Below are 20,326 nucleotides of genomic sequence, written 5' to 3' on the forward strand. Positions count from 1 at the left end.
CCATCAGCGTGCTCCTGCGTGGTGATCGAGTGGCTGGCACGTCATGGCAGTCTCACCCGGCGTTCGAGATGACGCACGCCCGAGGCGAATGTCACGCTGATCAATAAAAAGAACAGGCCGGTCATGGTGATCGGTTCGAGATACCTTAACGTTTCCGAGCCGATGTTCTTCGCCTGCTGCATGAGTTCGACCACTGTGATGGCCGAGAGCACGGGCGTGTCCTTGAACATCGCGACCAGATAATTGCCCAGCGCGGGTATCACAGGACGAATGGCTTGCGGCAGGATCACGCCGCCATACGTGCGCCATGGCGACAACGATAACGCGCACGCCGCTTCCCACTGTCCGCGCGCGACGCCATTCAACCCCGCGCGATACACCTCGGACACATAGCACGCGTAGTGGATCGCTATGCCGATGGTGCCCGCGGTGAGCGCCGACATGGTGAAGCCGTAAAGCGGCGCGACATAGAAGAGGACGTAGACCTGGATCAGGAGCGGCGTGCTGCGAATGAACTCGACAATAAACCCGGTCACGCGCGAGACGGTTGCGACGGGACTGCGCCTCAGTATGGCAAGCACGAGCCCGAGCACCAGTGCAATGGCGAATCCCACGAGTGTGATGCCGATGGTGTACATCGACGCGCGCAGTAGTTCAGGCAGGATATGCAGCGCATAGTTGACGTCGAAGAATGAGTTCATTTCGCCGTCCTTGGCGCAATGCCATGACTGACCCGCCGTTCGAAATGCCGCATGATGGCTACGACCACTTGCGCCATGACGAAATAGATCACGAGCGTCAGCGCGAAGATTTCCGCGGTCTTGAAGGTGGCTTCATCGAGTTGCCGCGCGCGGAAGGTGAGGTCGGAAAGCGTGATCAGCGAAACCAGCGACGTGCCCTTCAACAGCTCGATCATCAGGTTGGTCGCGGGCGGCAGCGCATTGATCATGGCTTGTGGCAGGACAATGCGGCGCATCCGGGTGGCGGCCGTCATGTTCAATGCGATTGCCGCTTCGAATTGACCGCCGGGCACGGAGCGCAGGGCGCCGCGCAGGATCTCGGAGCCGTAGGCGCCGTAATGCAGTCCAAGTCCGACTATGGCCACGGTGAAGGGCGTCAACGCAAGATTGAACGGCGGCAGCGGCAATACGAAGAACAACCAGAAAAGCTGCACGAGCAAGGATGTGCCGCGAAACACTTCCACGTAGGCGTTTCCGCACCAGCGCAAGATCCGCCATGCCGATGTCCGGAAGATGGTGGCGACACCCGCCATCAGGATCGCCAGCAGGATGGCAAAGACGGCAATCCGGATGGTGACGAGCGTGCCTTTCATCAGCAGCGGCAGCAGTTCGTGCAAATCGCCCATGGTGTACCTCGCTAGGCTTGAAAGCGGTGCGAGCCGGCGCGTGCCGGCCCGTCGATCAGAAGCAAACAGTTTCAGTCAGAGGATCCATCCTGCATGGTTCAGGCAATCAGCCGCCGCACAACTGCGCGGTCGTCTTGTCCGGCAGGTTGCTCTTGTCGAAACCGAATGGCTCGACGGTTTTCAAATGATCGGGCGTACCGAGCCATGCGTGCAGCTGCTTGTTGACGGCGTCGCGCAGATCCGTATCGTCGGGGCGAAACGCGAGCGCGCCGTAACCCGTGTGCTTGGGGTCGTCGGTGAATTTGGGAATGGCCTCGACGCTGGGTCCCGCCTTCGCAGCAAGTCCCTTCATGGTCAACGCGGTGCCCGCTGCGGCGTCGGCACGGCCGGCGCGCACAGCCTGCAGTTGCGCGGTTGTGTCGGGTACCTGCAGCAACTGTGTGTCCTTTACGCCCGAGTCACGGGCATAACCGAGTTCCACCGATCCAGCCATCACGGCGAGTTTCGTATCAGGGTTCTTGCCGATGTCCGCATAACTTTGCAGCTTCTTGGGGTTTCCCTTCGTGGTCAGCAGCGTGTCCTGGATCTGATATTGCGGATCGGCGAACGCGACCTGCTTGCAGCGTTCGGGCGTGACGTACATGCCCGCTGCAATCACGTCGAAGCGTCCCGCGCGCAAGCCGGGAATGAGCGAACCCCACTCGGTCAGGACGGCATCGACTTTCTTCACGCCGAGCTTGGCGAAGATCTTCTTCGCGATCTCCGGCGATTCACCCGTGACCGTGCCGTCCGGCGTCGTATAGGCGAATGGTGTTTCGTTGGCATACCCAATGCGCACTTCGCCCGTGCGCTGAATGCGCTGCAACGTTGTTTCGGCGCTGGCGTTGGAGGCGTGCGCGGCCAGACCCGCCGCCACGAGGGACAGCGCTCCCAGCATTGCTGACATTCTTCTGAGTTTCATGTCGATGGTTTCCCGTTGTGCTCGCGTGGTTGAGAGGATGCTCCTAAACCCTTGGTCCCAAATGAAAGACCGGGTCTCGCCGCACCGCCATGAACGCAGCATACAAAGCCATATTTTTGTTCGAATTGCTCTAGGACAATAATTTTCGCGGCCGCTTTTGCGCCACCATGTAGTGCATTGGAGGAGGGCGAAACGTGAATGAGCGATGGCGTGACGCGGTGCGCACGGTGCATGGCGTCGAGTCGAAATACAAACGTCTGGTCAAGGCAATCGCGACGGATATAGAAAGCGCGGTGCTGGTTTCCGGTACGCGGCTGCCGCCGCAGCGAGAGGTGGCGGCGGATCTTGCCATCAGCGTGCAGACCGTGACGAACGCCTACAAGGAACTGGAGCGGCAAGGACTGATCCGCTGCGAGGTCGGACGGGGCAGCTTTGTGGCGGCGCGCGTGACCGAGACCATGTCGAACTACATGCTCGACACCGCCGAGCGCGAGGTGATCGATTTTTCCATCGCGCGGATCGTGCATACGCCCGAGCATGACGCCATGTGGCGCAAGGTATGCGCAACGCTCGCCACGGTCGAGGACCAGCCATGGATTCGCGCGTTCAGGCCGATTGCGGGCTTTGAGCATCACAGGCAGGCCGGTGCCGCGTGGCTCGCGTCGCTTGGCATGCCGGCGAATCCGGAGATACTCCTGGTCACCAATGGCGCCGCGCACGGTATCTTCCTCGCGCTTGCGTCGTTCGTGGGACCCGGCGACACTGTGCTCTGCGAGAGCTTGACGGATCACGGCGTGATCGGCTCGGCGAACGTGCTCGGCTTCACGCTGAAAGGGCTCGAAAACGATGAACACGGCATACGTCCCGAACATTTCGAAGAAATGTGCGACAGCGAGCGCGTGAGCGCGCTGGTCTGCACGCCCACATTGAACAATCCGACGGTCGCCATGATGCCCGACTCGCGGCGTCGCGCGATTGCGCGCATTGCCGAGCGCTACGGCGTGTACGTGATCGAGGACGATGTCTATGGCGCGCTGCCCGCGAAGACGCAGACGCCTATTTCCAGCCTGATTCCTGAGCTGTCGTTCTATTGCACGAGCATGACCAAGTCCGTGCTGACCGGCCTGCGTATCGGATATCTCACCATGCCGCGGCGGCTCGCGCTACGCGCGGAAAGCGTGCTGCGCGTGAGCAGCTGGATGGCGACGTCGCCCATGGCCGAAGTCGCCACGCGCTGGATCATGGACGGCACGGCGCAGCATCTGGTGGCCGTGCAGCGCGAGCGTCTGGGCACGCGCCAGGCCATGGTGCGCGAGGTGCTGGGCGCCTATTTGCTGGGCAGTCATCCGCAGGCATTGTCGGCGTGGCTCAAGGTGCCTGACTACTGGCAGGCCGATCGCGTGACGCGGGAGTTGCGCAAGCGCGAGATAGCGGTGACGTCGCCGGATCCGTTTCTGGTTCGCGGCGCGGACCGGCCGAACGCGGTGCGCCTGTGCGTGGGCGCGGAGGTGAGCGATCACACGTTCCGCACCGCGCTTGAAACCGTCGGCGAGGTCTTCGAGCAGTATCCGCATGTGCATGATTTCAGCTAGACGCGCGGCTTTTCCGTGCATTGAACTAGGACATTAAAAACGCATTTTTAGGACATTAGACTCGGTCGCATCAACTTCCGGATGCGTTCGTTCATATGTCTTCTCTCACGCTTGCCGATGTCTATGCCGCACGCCGCCGCATTGAAGGCCGGGTAACGCGCACGCCGCTCATCGAGTCGGCGGCGCTTTCCCGAATCGCGGGCACCTCCGTTTATTTGAAACTCGAAACCATGCAGCCGACCGGCAGCTTCAAGCTGCGCGGCGCGACCAATGCATTGGTCGGACTTGCCGAGCGCGGTCACGGCCGGGTTGTGACTGCATCGACTGGAAATCACGGCCGCGCCGTGGCGCATGCCGCGCGCGCACTCGGAATGCAGGCGGTGGTGTGCATGTCCGCGCTGGTGCCACGCAACAAGGTCGAGGCGATCGATGCGCTCGGCGCACGCGTTGTCATTGCGGGCAACAGTCAGGACGACGCGCAGGTCGAAGCACTGCGTCTGGTTCGCGAAGAAGGGTTCGTGTTCGTGCCGCCTTTCGATGACATGGACGTCATCGCGGGACAGGCGACCATTGGCGTGGAGATCATGGAATCGCTGCCGGATACCGCGGCTATCGTCGTGCCGTTGTCGGGCGGCGGTCTGTTCAGCGGCGTCGCGTTTGCCGCCAAGCGAATTCGCAATGACATTGCGATGATCGGCGTCACCATGGAACGGGGCGCCGCGATGCATGCAAGTCTTGCAGCGGGCCGCCCGGTTCTCGTCGATGAAGTCGAGACCCTCGCTGACTCGCTGGGTGGCGGTATTGGCCTGGACAACCGGCACACGTTTGCATTGACGCAATCGCTCGCGGACAACGTCGTGCTGCTCGACGAAGCATCCATTGCGCGGGGCATTGTATTTGCATATCGCGAGGAGCGTCTGGTGATGGAAGGCGCGGCGGCGGTTGGCATTGCGGCGATGCTCGACGGACGTATCGATGTTAAACGCGGCCCCGTTGTGCTGGTCATCAGCGGGGCGAACATCGATATGAACCTGCATCGCCGGTTGATCCAGGAGGCTTGAATGTCCGCCATCACGCTGCTTGGCGAAGCGCAGTTGCGCACGCTCGTGCCGCTGGATCTTGCTGCTGTCGACCAGATCGAAGCCGCGTTTCTTTCGCTTGCAACCGAAGCTGTGGCAATGCCGCCGGTGCTGCGTCTCGACCTGCCCGCGCACGCCGGCGAAGTGGACGTGAAGACTGCCTGGCTGCCACGCTTCGACAGTTTCGCGATCAAGGTCAGTCCCGGCTTTTTCAACAATCCGTCGCTTGGTTTGCCGAGTCTTAACGGCCTGATGCTGGTGTTGTCGGCGCGTACCGGATTGACCGAGGCTGTGCTGCTCGACAACGGTTATCTCACCGCTGTGCGAACGGCGGCGGCAGGGGCGGTCGCTGCGCGCTGGCTTGCCCGCAAGGACGCACGGCGCGTCGCCATCATCGGGGCAGGCGAACAGGCGCGCCTTCAGTTACAGGCGCTGCGGATGGTGCGCGACATCAATCATGTGAATGTCTGGGCAAGAGATCCGTCGCGTGCACGAAGCCTTGCTGAAGCGGTTCGAGACGTTCCTTGCGAGGTCTCGGCGACTGTGCACGAAGCACTCGCGCAAGCCGATATCGCGATCACCACCACGCCGAGCCGCACGCCGCTCATTGGCGTCGAGGCCCTGCATCCAGGTCTGCACATCACCGCGATGGGATCGGACGCCGAGCACAAGAACGAGCTCACGCCCGGCGTCATTGCGGCGGCTACCTACGTTTGCGACCGGCTGCGGCAAACGCGTGTGCTTGGCGAACTGCATCACGCGATCGAGACGGGCGTTGTTAGCGGCGACGCGGTTTTTGCCGAGCTAGGACAAGTCATCGCGGGTACGCATGAAGGACGTACGCACGATGCGCAGATCACCGTCTGCGACCTTACCGGCACGGGCGCGCAGGACACCGCCATCGCGGTCCTGGCGCTGCAACGCGCCCGTGCGTTGAATGCAGGAACCATCTTTGGCAACGATTTGGCGCTCTGAGAAGGAAGAGGACGATGTCAACAACGACGAACGTGCAAGAACCGACACGAGAGGTTACCCCTCGCCTGTCGTTCGAGCGAAGCGAATATGACGCACGCATTGCCAAGACGCGGCACGCAATGCAAAAGGCCGGGGTCGATCTTCTGATCGTTTCCGACCCGACCAACATGGGCTGGCTCACGGGTTACGACGGCTGGTCGTTCTACGTGCACCAATGTGTGCTGCTTGCAATGGAAGGCGAGCCTGTGTGGTTCGGGCGCGGACAGGACGCGAATGGAGCGAAGCGCACCACGTTCATGCAGCACGACCACATAGTTGGATATCCTGATCATTACGTTCAGTCGCAAGTCCGTCATCCAATGGACTTTCTTGCGAGCGAAGTGATCAGGGCGCGCGGTTGGGAGAACCGCCGTATTGGCGTGGAACTGGACAACTACTATTTCAGCGCGGCCGCTTATGCATCGCTCGTGCGGCACTTGCCTCACGCGAACTGGGTCGATGCAACGGGACTCGTGAACTGGCAGCGCGCGGTCAAGTCGTCGCGGGAAATCGAGTACATGCGCGTGGCCGCGCGGATTGTCGAGAAAATGCATGCGCGTATTCTGGACAAGGTCGAGCCAGGCATGCGCAAGAGCGATCTGGTTGCGGAGATCTATTCGGCGGGCATTACGGGAATAGAAGGACATGGCGGTGATTATCCCGCCATCGTGCCCTTGCTGCCGACCGGTTCGGACGCCGCCGCGCCGCATCTTACGTGGGACGATTCGAAGTTCACCACGAACGCAGGCACGTTCTTCGAGATTGCCGGCTGCTTCAGGCGCTATCACTGTCCCCAGTCGCGCACGGTCTATCTCGGACGGCCGCCACGGCATTTCATTGAAGCCGAGAAGGCCGTGGTCGAAGGCATTGAAGCGGGCCTTGCGGCGGCGAAGCCCGGCAACCTTTGTGAAGACATCGCCCATGCGTTTTTTGCGGTGTTGCGTAAATCGGGAATCGAGAAGGACAGCCGCTGCGGTTATCCCATCGGCGCAAGTTATCCGCCGGACTGGGGCGAGCGCACCATGAGCCTGCGTCCCGGGGACAAGACAGTCCTCGAACCGGGCATGACATTTCACTTCATGCCCGGGTTGTGGCTCGCCGACTGGGGGCTGGAAATCACGGAAAGCATCCTGATTACGCACTCGGGCGTCGAGACCTTCTGCAACACGCCTCGTCAATTGTTCGTGAAGGAGTAGCAATGCGTGCGTCACCCATTACGCCGACCGTGGATCTTTCCGCCGACGGCGAGCAGCACGGTTTTCTCAAGCTGCCGTATTCCCGCGATGACTCCGCGTGGGGCGCGATCATGATTCCAATTACGGTCGTCAAGCGCGGCGAGGGACCGACCGTACTGCTGACCGGCGGCAATCATGGCGACGAATACGAAGGCCCGATTGCGCTGTCCAAGCTTGCATCCACGCTCAAGGATAGCGATGTGACAGGACGCGTGATCATTGTGCCCTTCATGAACTATCCAGCGTTTGCGGCAGGCAAGCGCACGTCATCGGTGGATTCCGGGAACCTGAACCGGAGCTTCCCCGGCAAACCCGATGGCACTGTGACAGAGAAGATCGCCGACTATTTTCAGCGTCACTTGCTGCCGCTCGCCGACTACGTGCTCGATATTCACGCCGGTGGCCGCACGCTCGATTTCCTGCCGTTCGCCGCCATTCACGTCTTGCCCAACGCCCAGCAGCAGTCGCGTTGCGAAGCCGCCATGCGTGCATTCGGCGCACCGTATTCCATGCACATGCTCGAACTGGACAGCGTTGGCTTGTTCGACTCGGCGGTGGAAGAAGCGGGCAAGGTATTTGTTTCGACCGAACTCGGCGGCGGCGGTACGGCGACGGCGGCGAGTATCGCGATTGCCGAGCGCGGCGTGCATGGCTTTCTCGCGCATGCCGGGGTGATCGCTCATGGTGATTCCGGGAACATTCGCCGCACGACGACACTGCTCGATATGCCCGACGGCACGTGCTACACCACCAGCGAACACAGCGGTTTGCTCGAAATGTGCCATGAATTAGGGGACTTTGTGAAAGAAGGCGACGTGCTCGCGCGTGTCTACGATGCCACGCGTACCGGCGCGGCGCCCGTCGAATACATCGCGCGCCGTTGTGGCTTGCTGGCCGCAAGGCATTTTCCCGGACTCGTGCAAATTGGCGATACGGTGGCCGTGGTGGCGGATGTCATCGAAGAGAATATTCCTGCAGGTGTCTAGCGTCTCGAAAGCGGTCAAAAAACAGCGACAGGAAAATCTCGCGGCAACGCATTGAAGAACAGAAAAAACACCAACCAGAAGTCGCGCACTCAAAAAAATACTACGGCGGCGGGAGTGACAATGAAGGCAGTTCAGTGCAATCGGGAGCTTTTCATGATGCTGGGTCATCCGGTACTTTTCAAATCGCTGTGCTATGTCGATGGCCGCTGGGTCCACAGCGACAGCGCGTCGACCGTGGCCGTGCAAAATCCCGCGGATCAGGAAGTGATCGGCCATGTGCCCATGCTTGATCGCCCGCAAATAGAAGCCGCTGTGGCCGCTGCGCAGCGCGCGTTCGAATCCTGGCGATGGGTGCCGCAAGAGCGGCGCAGTGCAATTTTGCTGCGCTGGCATGAGCTGATCCTGCGCCACCAGAACGACCTTGCAGGCATCTTGTCGCTGGAGCAGGGCAAGCCGCTGGCGGAATCGAAGGGTGAAATCGCGTATGCGGCGAGTTTTGTGGAATGGTATGCGAACGATGCCAAACGGCTCGCCGGCCGCACGATTCCATCGCATATCAACGGCGCGTTCCTCGGCACCGTCATGGAACCTGTCGGTGTCGCGGCGCTGATCACGCCGTGGAATTTCCCGGTCGCGATGATCACGCGCAAGGCCGCCGCCGCCCTTGCCGCGGGATGCACGGCGATCGTCAAGCCTGCGCACGAGACGCCTTACTCGGCACTTGCGCTCGCACAACTCGCGGAAGAAGCGGGCTTCCCCGCAGGCGTTTTCAACGTTGTGCTGGGCGAACCGCAAATGGCGATGGAAACCCTGGTACGCGATGTCCGCGTGCGCGCCGTGAGTTTCACCGGATCGACACGCGTTGGTGGGCTGGTCGCGCGGGCGGCCACCGAGGCCGGCATCAAGAAACTTGCGCTGGAACTGGGCGGCAACGCGCCGTTGATCGTGACGGAAGATGCCGATCTGGACCAGGCTGTTCGGGTGGCGACCGGTGCGAAGTTCCAGACCTCGGGGCAGGACTGCTGCGCGGCGAACCGTATTTTCGTGGCCGCGCCGCTGTATGAACGCTTTATCGATCAGTACAGCAACGCCGTGCGCGCGCTGAAAGTCGGTGCGGCTTTTGACGTGGACGTACAGGTCGGTCCGCTCATGCATCAGGCTGCCTTCAATGCCACTGCCGAGCGCGTATCCGACGCCGTATCCAAAGGCGCGCGCGTAACGGCGGGTGGTTACGCTCATGCGCGGGGCGGCTGGTTTTATGAACCCACGGTCATTGCGGACGCGGCGCCGGGCATGCGCATTTACGACGAAGAAAACTTCGCGCCCATATCGGCGGTCTGCTCCTTCGACACGCTTGATGAAGTAGTCGCGAAAGCCAACGATACCGAGCATGGCCTTGCCGCCTACATCTGCGCGACGCGTATGGACACCATCTTTCAACTGGTGCGCCGGCTTGACTTTGCAATGGTCTCGGTGAACGGCGTGAAATTCACCGGCGCGCCCGTTCCCTTCGGCGGGATGAAGGCGTCAGGGCTCGGCCGTGAAGGTGGCGCGGAAGGTTTCGAGCCTTTTGTGGAAACCAAATATTTTTGCCTGGGCAATCTCGGGCTGCCGGTTACAGCCGCGGCAACGGCTTGATTGAATCAACAGAAAAGGAGCATTCCCATGCAGCAACTAGAACAACTTTTCACCGAAGACCGCGCGCACTTCATGCACCCTTCGACCCACGCGCACGATCATGCAAGCGGTGCGCTTCCAGGGAAGATCATCAAGGGTGCTAACGGTATTCGCATCGAGGACCACGAGGGCAAAAGCTACATCGACGCCTTCGCCGGTCTCTACTGCGTGAACATTGGCTACGGGCGCACGGAGGTGGCGGACGCCATCTACGAACAGGCGAAAAAGCTCGCCTATTACCATACCTACGTAGGTCATTCGACCGACACGATCATCGAGTTGTCGTCGCGGATTATCGACTGGTCGCCGGCGGGCATGAAGAAGGTCTACTACGGCATGTCCGGTTCGGACGCGAACGAAACGCAGATCAAGATTGTCTGGTATTACAACAACGTACTCGGGCGTCCGAACAAGAAGAAGATCATCTCGCGCGAGCGTGGCTATCATGGTTCGGGCATCGTCACGGGCAGCCTTACCGGCTTGCCGAGCTTCCACCAGCATTTCGACCTCCCCATCGACCGCGTGAAACATACCGTGTGTCCGCATTGGTATCGTCAAGCGCCTGCGGGCATGAGCGAAACGCAGTTCGTTGCGTATTGCGTCGATGAACTCGAAAAGCTGATCGCGCTTGAAGGCGCGGACACCATTGCGGCGTTTATCGGTGAGCCGGTCATGGGAACAGGCGGGATCATTGCACCGCCAGAAGGGTATTGGGCCGCGATCCAGCAGGTGCTGAAGAAGCATGACATCCTGCTGATCTCCGACGAAGTGGTATGCGGCTTCGGCCGGCTGGGCTCGAAGATGGGCGCGCAGCACTACGGCATGGAGCCGGATCTGATTACCATCGCCAAGGGTTTGACGAGCGCGTATGCACCGCTCTCGGGTGTGATCGTGGGCGAGCGCGTATGGGATGTGATCGACAAGGGCTCACAGGAACATGGTCCGATGGGACACGGTTGGACTTATTCGGGCCACCCCATCTGCGCGGCGGCGGCAATTGCGAACCTGAACATCCTGGAGCGCGAAAACCTGACGAAGAATGCGGCGGACGTCGGCGCGTATCTCGGTGCTCAGTTGCATGCGGCGTTCGACCAGCATCCGCTGGTTGGCGAGGTGCGCAATACCGGCATGCTGGCGGCGCTGGAATTCATGGCGGACAAGGAAGGCCGCAAGCCTTTCGATGCAGCGCTGAAAATCGGCCCGAAAGTATCCGCAGCCGCATTGAAGCGTGGCGTGATTGCACGCGCGATGCCGCACGGCGACATTCTCGGCTTTGCGCCGCCGCTGGTCACCACGCGGGCGGATGTCGATGAAATCGTGGGGATCGTAAGACAGGCGGTAGACGAAGTCGCGACGCAGGCCATCGCCTGATCAAACTTGCCGGGTTCGCCCGGCTTTTTTATTACCTGTGCTCAGGACTCCGGATTGGCAATATCGCTCCTCACAATAAGTTCGCCATGACGAACCGCTGCCTCCCGCGCTTCCTGCCGGGAAGGATAAGGCCCAAGAACAGGCGCGCCCTGAAACGGAAACAGCATGCGGCCGTCGGTCTTCCGGATGACCTTCAGCGTGCCGACGAACAAGCCCCCCGCATTGATCTGATACGACGCATAGATGGCAAAATCCTCGGCGCTCATGGCAGCGCCCGGAGGTCTGCTCCTGAGCTGGTTCACTGATAAAACGAGTTTCGGTTTCTTCATCGTGGTAGCTTCGTTTCCAGCAGTTTTTGTCTGACATTACAATGTGGGATCCAGTCGCGCGGCAGTTTTGCTATAGCAATCGTCAGGCCGCTCCCGGCACAATTCATGGACTCGCTGGCGTTGCTGATTTAGTCCCTGCATTACGGCGAGTCGGGCATTTTTACAGCCGCGCGACAATAGGAACGCTGAGATTGGCGCAGGTAGAATGAGGCGCGATAACGGTCCTCCAGACCTTTCGAATTCAGTAACTTGCTCCGTGATCAACACTGCTCCGTTACTAAACACGCCGCCTCATGAACGACAGACAATCCACCGACAGCCCCCTTCACACCTTCCTCGCCGGAGGCGGCGAAGTTGCAAGAATCATTGCATCGAAGGATTGGACGTATTCCCCGCTGGGCCCTATCTCCGGTTGGTCGAAGACGCTCACGAGCACCGTCTCGCTGATTCTGCAATCGCCTGTGCCTATCGTGACCTTGTGGGGCGAAGAAGGCGTCATGCTCTATAACGACGCGTATTCCGTGTTCGCCGGCGGCCGTCATCCGCAACTGCTTGGGTCGAACGTGCGTGAAGGCTGGTCGGAGATCGCTGATTTCAACGACAACGTCATGAAAGTCGGACTGTCCGGCCGGACGCTGCGCTACGAGGACCAGGAACTTACGCTGCACCGGCATGGCCGTGGCGAACAGGTGTGGATGAACCTGGACTACTCGCCCATACTTGGCGAAGACGGTGTTCCGGCCGGCGTGATCGCGATCGTGGTGGAGACAACCGCGAAGGTGCGCGCGGAGCGCTGGCTTAGCGGCGAGCGTGAACGCCTGCGCCGGATGTTCGAGCAGGCACCCGGTTTCATGGCCATGTTGACGGGGCCGGCTCACGTTTTCGAGCTGACGAACGCCGCCTTCACGCAACTGGTGGGCGATCGGACTATTCTCGGGAAAACCGTCCAGGAAGGATTGCCGGAACTCGAGAAGCAGGGTTTCGTCGAGATACTGGATCGGGTCTATGCCTCCGGCAGTCCGATCTCGGGTACGGCGCAAGCCATCATGCTGAACCGGCTGCCCCAGGCACCTGCTGAACAGCGTTACGTCGACTTTGTTTATCAGCCGGTACGCAACGAAGCGGGCGAGGTGATCGGTATCTTCATTCAGGGAACCGATGTCACGGACCGGCTGATCGCGGAACGCGCGGTCCATGAAAGCGAAGAGAAATTCCGCACCTTTGCACAAGCAATGCCCAACCAGGTCTGGGCGGCTCGCAGCAATGGCGAATTCGAGTGGTTCAACGACCGCGTCTACGAATACAGCGGCGTGGCGCGCAACAGCCTGGACGGGGAGGCGTGGACGGCGATCATCCATCCCGACGACCTGCGGGCCGCCGCGGGCCAGTGGCGCGAGGCGGTGGCGTCGGGCACGACCTACGAGTGCGAGTTCCGCATCCGTCAGGCTGACGGCGTGTACCGGTGGCATCTCGCCCGAGCGCTGCCCATTCACGACAACGCCGGCTATATTGCGCGCTGGGTCGGGACAAACACGGATATCGAAGACCAGAAATCCGCGGCCCGCGCGCTCGAACGCCTGAACAAGGCGCTCGAGCAGCAAGTGGCGGAAAGCATTGCAGATCGCGACCGCATGTGGCGGCTCTCGACCGACATCATGCTCGTCGCGGATTTCGAGGCGAACATTGTCTCCGTGAATCCCGCATGGACGCAGCTTCTCGGCTGGGACGAAAAGGCCATGCTTGGCCGTTCGTTTCTCGACTTCGTGCATCCCGAGGACCGGGCCGGCACGCTCAGGGAAGTGGCCGAGTTGAGCGAGGGAGTGCGCACATTCAAGTTCGTCAACCGATACCAGCGGCACGATGGCTCGTACGTCACGCTTTCGTGGACGGCCGTGCCGGACGAGCGTTTCATTCATGCGGTCGGCCGCGATATCACCGCGGATCGCGAGGCGGCAGAAGCGCTGCGACGCACCGAACTCGCGCTCCAGCAATCGCAGAAAATGGAGACCATCGGCAAGCTGACGGGTGGCGTGGCGCACGACTTCAACAACTTGCTGCAGGTCATTTCCGGCAATCTCCAGTTGCTTGCAGCGGATGTCGCGGGCAGCGAAAGGGCCGAACGGCGCTTGTCCAACGCGATCGCGGGCGTGAATCGCGGAGCGAAGCTTGCAAGCCATCTGCTGGCGTTCGGACGGCGCCAGGCGCTTGAACCCAGGACGATCAAGATCGGGCGGCTGATCGCGGGAATGGAGGACATGCTGCGGCGCAGCCTTGGCGAAGCGATCGAAATAGAAACGGTGGTTTCGGCAGGGCTATGGAATACGTTCGTCGATCCTGCGCAAGTCGAAAACGCGCTTCTCAATCTTGCGATCAACGCGCGCGACGCCATGGACAATTCGGGCAAGCTGACGCTTGAAGTCGGCAACGCGCTGCTCGACGACGCCTACGCCCGGGATCACGCCGAAGTGACGCCGGGCCAGTATGTGATGCTCGCCGTCACCGATACCGGTTGTGGCATGACGCCCGAAGTCCTGTCGCAAGCCTACGAACCTTTCTTCTCGACGAAACCTGAAGGCAAGGGATCGGGACTCGGACTTTCGATGGTCTATGGCTTCGTCAAGCAGTCCGGCGGCCATGTGAAGATCTACAGCGAACCCGGCCATGGCACGACAGTGAAGCTCTATTTGCCGCGCACGCACGACAAGGTGGACGTAGGCATCACCGCGGAGATGGCGCCGGTGCTTGGAGGCGAAGAGACCATCCTCGTCGCCGAGGACGACGAACAGGTCCGCGCGACGGTCGTGGAGATGCTTTCGGAGCTTGGGTATCGCGTGCTCAAGGCCAACGACGCCAGCAGCGCCCTCGCCATCATCGATAGCGGCATGCCTATCGACCTGTTGTTCACCGACGTAGTCATGCCCGGCCCGCTGCGCAGTCCGGAACTCGCACGCAAAGCGCGTGAGCGCGTGCCCGGTATCGCCGTGCTGTTTACCTCCGGCTACACGGAGAATGCCATCGTGCATGGCGGCCGGCTGGATGCGGGTGTCGAATTGCTGAGCAAGCCTTATACGCGCGAGGCACTGGCGAGAAAGCTCCGGCATGTGTTGTCGAATCAACGGCAGCGTGTATCCAGCGCTGCGGCGCATGCGCCGGGATTGCCCCGGGCGCTGTCGACGACGGGTCTGACGGCTGACGCAAGTTCGCAGCCCGTGCGCGTGCGCCATATCCTGTTCGTTGAAGACGACGAACTCGTTCGCTCGATCACCGGCGAACTGTTCGAGGCGCTCGGACACGTCGTTCACCAAGCGGGTGACGGGACGGCCGCTCTCGCGTTGCTGCAGAAGGAACATGTCGACTTGCTGATCACGGATGTAGGACTTCCGGGTATGTCCGGCGAGGAACTTGCGTTGCGCGTGCGTGCGATGCGAAGTGAACTGGATGTGATTTTCGCGACCGGCGACCATAATCATGTGTCCAGCGTGCCAGGCGCCATGTTCCTGACCAAGCCCTACGATACGGTCAGCATTGAAGCAATCTTGCGGCGGCTCAGGAAGTCTGATTAGAGGGATCGATTCCGGGAACTCGCCGCTGAACTATGAGGCTGACCTCGGCCATTGCCGCAGCGCTTTCGGCGGTCTTTCATGTTCAGTACACCCTCCTTAGAGAAGGTTTGCCATTTGTGAGCCTATCCTGCCAAAGCCGCCAGATTTTGGCGGATAAAGCTGATACTTAGGCGCGTCGACGCTATCGTTCTCCACGTAGCCTCTCGGAACATCGTCCGGGAAGGTGCCATGAATGCAAGCATGAATATAAGCCCGATGTGCCGCCGCTGCGGCGAGCCGGTCGATCCGGATGCCGGAATCTGCCCGTCTTGCGGGTCGATTTCCTCGCCCACGGCAATTCGAAAGTCTGCGTATTCGACCATGTCCGGCACCACCAAGGGGCTGATCGCAATAGCGTTTGTTTGCGTGCTGGGGCTGGCAGGTTACACGTTGACGCCGGGCTCAATGCACAGCGCTCCCGCCGATACGAATGCCAGCGACGTTGCCCGCGCAGTGGAGGCCGAGCGCAGCCGGCCTCGCGAAGTGGTATCGGACAGCCGTAGCGATGCAAGCACGTCCGCTGCGCTCGACGCGGTACGCGAAAGCATCCAGCGTCACGACATGCAGTCCGCGAAAGTGCTGCTTGCGGCCATCCTTGCATTGCATCGGGACAATCCTGATGCACTCGCATTGCGCGACGAAGTGAAGGCGAACGAGCGTCAAGACAAGGTGGTCACGCCTGCTTCGACGGATACGCCGGATACGCCGGTTACGCCCACGCGTGCGGCTGACACGCGGCGAACATCGGCCGTCATGGTTGCAACCCCGCGCAAGCAGACAGGCAAGCAGGGCGCGCATGGACATGCGGGGCGAACTTCGGCAAAGGCGGCGGTTGTCGCGAACACGAAGGTATCGAAGGGGAAAGTGACGGCGTCAAAGGCCGGCGCGCGAAAATCAGCGGCGAGCAAAAGAGCGCATGTTGCGACGCGTGAGCCGCGTGTCAAACAAAGACCCAAGACAAGCGTTGTCGCTCAGGCGTCGAAAGAGGGCACTCCGCGCGCGGTGCAGACGGCGAGTGGAGCGCCACCTGTTTCAAACATCCATCAAGAGTCATCGCCGGGTCAGGGCGCAACGCCGAACAGCGCTTCCAAATCCGAGCGATGGCGTGATCGCGGCGGCGTGCGTTGAATGACCGAACCCTAAGCTGCCTCGGACGACGTACCTGCCACGGCCTCACCGTTTTTTTCGGCGGTCATTTTCAGGTAGACCGCCGCGAGACGTCTGAGCTCGTCTTCCGATGCATCCTCGATCCCGATCAGATGATTGTCGGCCGGCCGATGAGAAGCCAGCAACTCATTGAGCTTGAGATGCAGCGCCACGCTGTCCTTGTTTTGACTTTGCTGAATCAGGAACACCATGACGAACGTCACGATGGTCGTTCCCGTATTGATGACTAGTTGCCAGTCCTCCGAATAGTGAAAGACGGGACCGGTCACGGCCCACACAACAATGCTGATGACAGCCAGGCCAAAGGCTACGGGCGAACCCGCCCATCGGGTGACCGCGCTTGCAAAGATATCGAAAGTACGGGTGATGGGGTTGCTTGCCGCATAGGCAGGACTCGATGTGTCAGGCACCGTGTCGAGTGTATCCGTCGACGAGGATAACGTTTCCTTACGCATCGCTTTCTCCTTTGATTCGATGTTTCCCGGAAGCAGAAGAGCAATAAGCGTTCCGAGGTCGACGATTTCTGGACAATGGTAAGGGCAGCGTAAGCGCTATCGGATTACGTACTTTCTGCCGTTCGCTTTGGTCAGTGGTAGTCGTCTTCACGTTGATGACGCACCGCCAGGATTGTCACGGTATCGGCGTCGTCGATTTCGAAAAGCGCCACATATCCTGAACTGCCAAAAGGAATGATCAGCTCACGCAAGAATGGGAGATGCGATTGCGCCTTGCGGCAGGTGAAGGGAGAGGTGCGCAGGGTTGCGATACCAGCGCGCACTGCGCGAAGTGCGCGCTCGGCTAATGCAAGGTCCTGGGGATCGCGAGTGAGGAGAAAATCGTAAAGTCGGTCAAGATCGTCTGCGGCGCTACCGGTAAAGCGTATTTCGAACGTCATCGGCGCGTCTTGCCTCGCGCCTTTGCGGCGTCGAGCCGCTTGCTTAACCGGGCCAGCACTTCTTCAGCCGGAACATAGTCGCCGCTTTGTTTTGCCTCGGCACGCGAAACGAGTCCGCGCGCCACGAATTCACTGTGATTCTGGCGGCGCACGATATTTTCACGGATCGCCTGTTCCACGAAGCCGGACAGGCTTTCGCCTTCCTGCAAGACGCTTTCCGCTGCTTCACGTAATTCGGGTTCAACTCGCACCGACGGAAAAGTCGCTGTTTTCATGATCTGCTCCATGCATCGCAATTGCAATGCATTGTGCCGGGATTTTGAACATACGGCAAGAGCATGCGCCGAACTCTCTTCCCAGACCGATGCCCATCCGGTTGCACTGGAAAGCACGATTGCTTTCCGCGAACGAATTCAGTGAGAATCGTGCGTAGCTGCCATCAGGCGGTCACAAACGAAAGTCCCGGCGAACACAGTAAAGCAGAAGCATCCCTGATGGGTTCTCATGAAAAAATATCGCCCGCGTCTTCCGCAAGACCATTCTCATGTGGCATGGCGTGAGCTTTCGCTGACGTCGTTACCCATTGCGCTCGTGTTTGTCGCGTTGGTCGGCTTGGTCGTCTGGCTGGCCGATCCCGCGCCGCCGAAGATCATCACCATCAGCGCCGGGCCGCAGGATAGTTCGCTGCTCAACACCGCCAACGCTTATAAAAAGATCCTGGCGCGCAACGGCATCACGCTCAAGGTGCTGGAATCCGATGGGTCCGTGCAGAACCTGCAGCGCTTGATGGATCCCAAGCAGCATGTCGATATCGCGCTGGTTCAGGGCGGTGTGTCGAACGAAGCGGCAAGGGCTTCGCTGATGTCGCTCGGGAGCATCTTTTATATTCCCATCGTGGTGTTTTATCGCGGCCAGGGATTGACGCAGCTTTCGCAACTCGAGGGCAAGCGCATTGCGATAGGACGCGAAGGCAGCGGAACGCGCAGGTTGTCACTCAACCTGCTGGAGGCGAACGGCATTTCCACGGGCGGCGACACGCAACTCATGCCCTTCGACGGCATGCAGGCGGCGGAGCAACTGGTGGCGGGCAATATCGATGCCGCCATGCTCAGCGGCGACTCGACCACGCGTTCGCTGATGCTGCGGCTTCTCGGCATACCGGGAATCTCCGTCATGGATTTCGCGGAAGCGAGCGCCTATACGCGCCTGTTTCCCTACCTTGATGAAATCGACTTGCCACCCGGCGTTCTCGATCTTCGAAGAAAGGTGCCGCGCGAAACCTTGCACATGATTGGTCCGACAGTTGAAATAGTGGCGCGGCCGAATTTGCATCCGGCCATATCGGACCTGCTGATCGAGGCGGCGCAGGAGATGCATGGCGCGGCCGGTCTGTTGCAGCGCGCGGGGGATTTTCCGAACACCACGGCCCGCGAATACCGGATCAGTGAAGACGCCACGCGCTACTACAAGTCAGGGAAGAGCTTTCTTTATCGCGTGTTGCCGTTCTGGGTCGCGAGCATCACGGACCGGATTCTCGTGCTGTTGCTGCCCGTGGCCGTGCTGCTGTTTCCGGCGTTGCGATTAATCCCGGCGCTTTACGGCTGGCGCGTGCGCTCGCGGATCTATCGATATTACGGCGCGTTGATTGCGATCGAACGGGGCGCGCTGGCTGCATCGACCGAGGAGCAGCGCCATACGCTGCTGGCGGAACTCGATGAGATCGAAGCGTCGCTCAACACGCTGCGAATGCCGCTCGCTTATGCCGATGCGTTCTATGTGCTGCGAGAGCACGTCGGTTTTGTGCGGATGCATTTGGGCGGCACGGCGCACGAACCGGCGCATTAGTGCGCTGGGCGAGCCGAGCTTGAACCGTTCGCTGATGGCCTAGTGCCTTTGCGGCTTCTTGGCTCTGTAAGGCTTCGTCGCGACGCGCTATCGTGGCTCCTTCTTCAGGAAGGAATCACATGAACCCAAGCACTGTCTTCAGGCACCTCGAAGATCCCGCCGAGATTGCGACGGCCTTCGGCGTGATGCGCGAATTGCGTCCGCATCTCACCACAGCCGACACTTTCGCCCGGCAGGTTCATCGTCAGTTTGCGCAAGGGTATCGGCTCCTGGCGGCTTGCGAAGGAAATGTCCCCGGTGATGCGCCAATCGGGTTGGGCGGTTATCGCTTCCTGGAAAACCTGATCTATGGCCGCTTTGTGTACGTCGATGACCTCGTTGTGACCGCGCGTCTGCAGCGCTCGGGCGTTGGCGGCGAACTGCTCGCGCAGGTTCGCCGGATCGCCCAGGAAGCGGGTTGCGATCATTTCGTGCTCGACACCGGCCTGCACATGGCGCTCGCGCAGCGCTTTTATTATCGACAAGGCTTGTTGGCGAAAGGCATGCATTTCGTCGAGTCGTTGTCGCCGGCATTGTCATCATCGAACGCAAGGAAAACCTGATGCGCGCTCTCTTGTTGAACAGCAGCCCACATGGCGAAGCGAGCCAGGCGTACCGGTTGGCGCGGAACATGACCGGGGCGCTCGATGCAGAAGTCATCGAGCGGGATCTGGCCGCCGATCCGCTGCCGCCGATCAGCCGCGACTATGCGGCGGCGGTGACCTCGGGAAACCCGCAAGCCGATGCCTTTGGCTGGTCAGAACGGTTGATTCGGGAAGTCGAGGACACGGATCTGCTGATCATCGCCACGCCGATGCACAACTTCACGGTCCCTGCCGCGCTGAAACTCTGGATAGATCACGTCCTGCGGATCGATCGAACCTTCAGGTCCACGCCGGGCGGCAAGGTCGGCATGATGCAGGACCGGCCAACCTTCGTGCTGGTTGGATCGGGTGGTTTTCACAGCGGCGAGCGCGCGCGGCAGCCCGATTTCCTGACGCCGTATCTTCGCTACGCACTCGAATCCATAGGCATACTGAACGTGCATTTCGTGCTGATGCAAGGGCTGGTCGGCGGCGATGCCGCAGTGTCCGCTGCGTTGCTGGAGGCACGCAACGCGCTGTCGATGCATGCTCCTTTCACCACGGTTTCCGCGTAGTCCTATGGG

The 20,326-nt window shown here is 60.6% G+C and carries 19 protein-coding genes; 12 read left to right on the plus strand and 7 right to left on the minus strand.

Annotation, left to right across the window (positions count from 1 at the left end; all coding sequences use genetic code 11):
• Positions 1-41 precede the first annotated feature (41 nt).
• The 3 genes from ehuD to ehuB form a co-directional block, all read right to left on the minus strand.
• Positions 42-701: an ectoine/hydroxyectoine ABC transporter permease subunit EhuD gene (ehuD, locus tag ACRWA7_RS02870; RefSeq protein WP_438390964.1), complete on the minus strand. Its 660-nt coding sequence runs from the start codon at positions 699-701 to the stop codon at positions 42-44.
• Complete coding sequence (ehuC, locus tag ACRWA7_RS02875; RefSeq protein ID WP_438390965.1) at positions 698-1,366, minus strand: ectoine/hydroxyectoine ABC transporter permease subunit EhuC; 669 nt, start codon at positions 1,364-1,366, stop codon at positions 698-700. Before ehuC ends, ehuD begins: the two co-directional genes overlap by 4 nt.
• A 106-nt stretch (positions 1,367-1,472) precedes the next feature.
• Positions 1,473-2,327, minus strand: a complete 855-nt coding sequence (gene ehuB, locus ACRWA7_RS02880) for an ectoine/hydroxyectoine ABC transporter substrate-binding protein EhuB (protein ID WP_438390966.1) — start codon at positions 2,325-2,327, stop codon at positions 1,473-1,475.
• Between the two features lie 194 nt (positions 2,328-2,521).
• On the opposite strand from ehuB, the gene ACRWA7_RS02885 reads away from it, so the two are divergent.
• From ACRWA7_RS02885 to ACRWA7_RS02915, 7 genes are all read left to right on the plus strand, one after another.
• Positions 2,522-3,919: a PLP-dependent aminotransferase family protein gene (locus ACRWA7_RS02885; protein WP_438390967.1), complete on the plus strand. Its 1,398-nt coding sequence runs from the start codon at positions 2,522-2,524 to the stop codon at positions 3,917-3,919.
• Positions 3,920-4,014: 95 nt separating this feature from the next.
• Positions 4,015-4,980 carry a hydroxyectoine utilization dehydratase EutB gene (gene eutB / locus ACRWA7_RS02890; protein WP_438390968.1) on the plus strand — a complete coding sequence of 322 codons (966 nt, stop codon included), beginning with the start codon at positions 4,015-4,017 and terminating at the stop codon, positions 4,978-4,980.
• Complete coding sequence (locus ACRWA7_RS02895; protein WP_438390969.1) at positions 4,981-5,973, plus strand: cyclodeaminase; 993 nt, start codon at positions 4,981-4,983, stop codon at positions 5,971-5,973.
• Between the two features lie 14 nt (positions 5,974-5,987).
• Entirely contained in the window at positions 5,988-7,208 is a 1,221-nt protein-coding gene (gene doeA / locus ACRWA7_RS02900) for an ectoine hydrolase DoeA (RefSeq protein ID WP_438390970.1), read from the plus strand.
• A gap of 2 nt (positions 7,209-7,210) precedes the next feature.
• A complete protein-coding gene (doeB, locus tag ACRWA7_RS02905; RefSeq protein WP_438390971.1) occupies positions 7,211-8,233 on the plus strand; it encodes a N(2)-acetyl-L-2,4-diaminobutanoate deacetylase DoeB in 1,023 nt (340 codons plus the stop codon).
• Positions 8,234-8,386: 153 nt separating this feature from the next.
• On the plus strand, positions 8,387-9,871 hold the full coding sequence (locus ACRWA7_RS02910; protein ID WP_438391039.1) for an NAD-dependent succinate-semialdehyde dehydrogenase: 1,485 nt from the start codon (positions 8,387-8,389) through the stop codon (positions 9,869-9,871).
• 27 nt (positions 9,872-9,898) lie between these two features.
• Complete coding sequence (locus ACRWA7_RS02915) at positions 9,899-11,281, plus strand: aspartate aminotransferase family protein (RefSeq protein ID WP_438390972.1); 1,383 nt, start codon at positions 9,899-9,901, stop codon at positions 11,279-11,281.
• Positions 11,282-11,322: 41 nt separating this feature from the next.
• Here the strand turns inward: ACRWA7_RS02915 and ACRWA7_RS02920 are convergent, their stop codons facing one another.
• A complete protein-coding gene (locus ACRWA7_RS02920; protein WP_060858108.1) occupies positions 11,323-11,610 on the minus strand; it encodes a DUF6723 family protein in 288 nt (95 codons plus the stop codon).
• Between the two features lie 293 nt (positions 11,611-11,903).
• On the opposite strand from ACRWA7_RS02920, the gene ACRWA7_RS02925 reads away from it, so the two are divergent.
• A complete protein-coding gene (locus tag ACRWA7_RS02925; protein WP_438390973.1) occupies positions 11,904-15,173 on the plus strand; it encodes a PAS domain S-box protein in 3,270 nt (1,089 codons plus the stop codon).
• Between the two features lie 240 nt (positions 15,174-15,413).
• Positions 15,414-16,340 (plus strand): hypothetical protein, encoded by a 927-nt coding sequence (locus tag ACRWA7_RS02930; RefSeq protein WP_438390974.1) that lies wholly within the window; start codon positions 15,414-15,416, stop codon positions 16,338-16,340.
• Positions 16,341-16,351: 11 nt separating this feature from the next.
• On the opposite strand, the gene ACRWA7_RS02935 is transcribed toward ACRWA7_RS02930, so the two are convergent.
• The 3 genes from ACRWA7_RS02935 to ACRWA7_RS02945 all read right to left on the minus strand — a co-directional run bounded on the left by ACRWA7_RS02935 (position 16,352) and on the right by ACRWA7_RS02945 (position 17,549).
• A complete protein-coding gene (locus tag ACRWA7_RS02935) occupies positions 16,352-16,834 on the minus strand; it encodes a low affinity iron permease family protein (RefSeq protein ID WP_438390975.1) in 483 nt (160 codons plus the stop codon).
• A 131-nt stretch (positions 16,835-16,965) separates the two neighbouring features.
• Positions 16,966-17,274 carry a type II toxin-antitoxin system RelE/ParE family toxin gene (locus tag ACRWA7_RS02940; RefSeq protein ID WP_060858113.1) on the minus strand — a complete coding sequence of 103 codons (309 nt, stop codon included), beginning with the start codon at positions 17,272-17,274 and terminating at the stop codon, positions 16,966-16,968.
• The gene (locus ACRWA7_RS02945) at positions 17,271-17,549 is read right to left on the minus strand and encodes a YlcI/YnfO family protein (protein WP_438390976.1); all 279 of its coding nucleotides are present in this window, start codon (positions 17,547-17,549) and stop codon (positions 17,271-17,273) included. The genes ACRWA7_RS02940 and ACRWA7_RS02945 overlap by 4 nt, the downstream gene beginning before the upstream one ends.
• A 229-nt stretch (positions 17,550-17,778) precedes the next feature.
• Here ACRWA7_RS02945 and ACRWA7_RS02950 point away from each other — a divergent pair, with 229 nt between their 5' ends.
• From ACRWA7_RS02950 to ACRWA7_RS02960, 3 genes are all read left to right on the plus strand, one after another.
• On the plus strand, positions 17,779-19,119 hold the full coding sequence (locus ACRWA7_RS02950) for a TAXI family TRAP transporter solute-binding subunit (protein WP_438390977.1): 1,341 nt from the start codon (positions 17,779-17,781) through the stop codon (positions 19,117-19,119).
• A 119-nt stretch (positions 19,120-19,238) separates the two neighbouring features.
• Positions 19,239-19,721, plus strand: coding sequence for a GNAT family N-acetyltransferase (locus tag ACRWA7_RS02955; protein ID WP_438390978.1), 483 nt, complete (start codon positions 19,239-19,241; stop codon positions 19,719-19,721).
• Positions 19,721-20,317 (plus strand): FMN-dependent NADH-azoreductase, encoded by a 597-nt coding sequence (locus ACRWA7_RS02960; protein WP_438390979.1) that lies wholly within the window; start codon positions 19,721-19,723, stop codon positions 20,315-20,317. The genes ACRWA7_RS02955 and ACRWA7_RS02960 overlap by 1 nt, the downstream gene beginning before the upstream one ends.
• Positions 20,318-20,326 lie beyond the last annotated feature (9 nt).

It is taken from the genome of Caballeronia sp. DA-9, from assembly GCF_051615025.1.
Lineage (GTDB): Bacteria > Pseudomonadota > Gammaproteobacteria > Burkholderiales > Burkholderiaceae > Caballeronia > Caballeronia sordidicola.